General features: G+C 66.8%; 1 protein-coding gene. It reads right to left on the bottom strand.

Features of this window, described 5'->3' with window-relative positions; translation table 11 throughout:
- The coding region (locus KVT44_RS55915; RefSeq protein WP_217576946.1) for a hypothetical protein at window positions 1-304 on the bottom strand (304 nt) is incomplete at both ends.

Genomic DNA, 304 nt, shown 5'->3' with positions numbered 1-304 from the left:
GAAGAAACGCGGTTCGCCGTCGGGCATCTCGACCTCTTCGTCGGGTCCGAGGGCGCGGACGTCGTCGGCGGTGAGACCGATCGCGAGGTCGAACTCGGGCGTGACGGCGACCTCGCCCACCTCGTTCGCCGTGACCGAGACGTACGAGGGGACGAAGTACTCGTCGCGCGGCTTGCCGTCCTCCGTGACGATCATGTCGCGGAACATGAACCCCTCCCAGTCGTACGACGTGTAATCGGGGAAGTGCGAGCCGTCGCCCTCGTAGACCGATTCCGACGGCTCGGAGCCGAACGCGTCCGTGAGC

Source organism: Streptomyces sp. GbtcB7 (assembly GCF_019091445.1).
Taxonomy (GTDB): Bacteria; Actinomycetota; Actinomycetes; order Streptomycetales; family Streptomycetaceae; genus Streptomyces; species Streptomyces mirabilis.
Note: the sequence above shows the minus strand (reverse complement) of the source record. Positions and strands in the feature narration are given on the sequence as shown.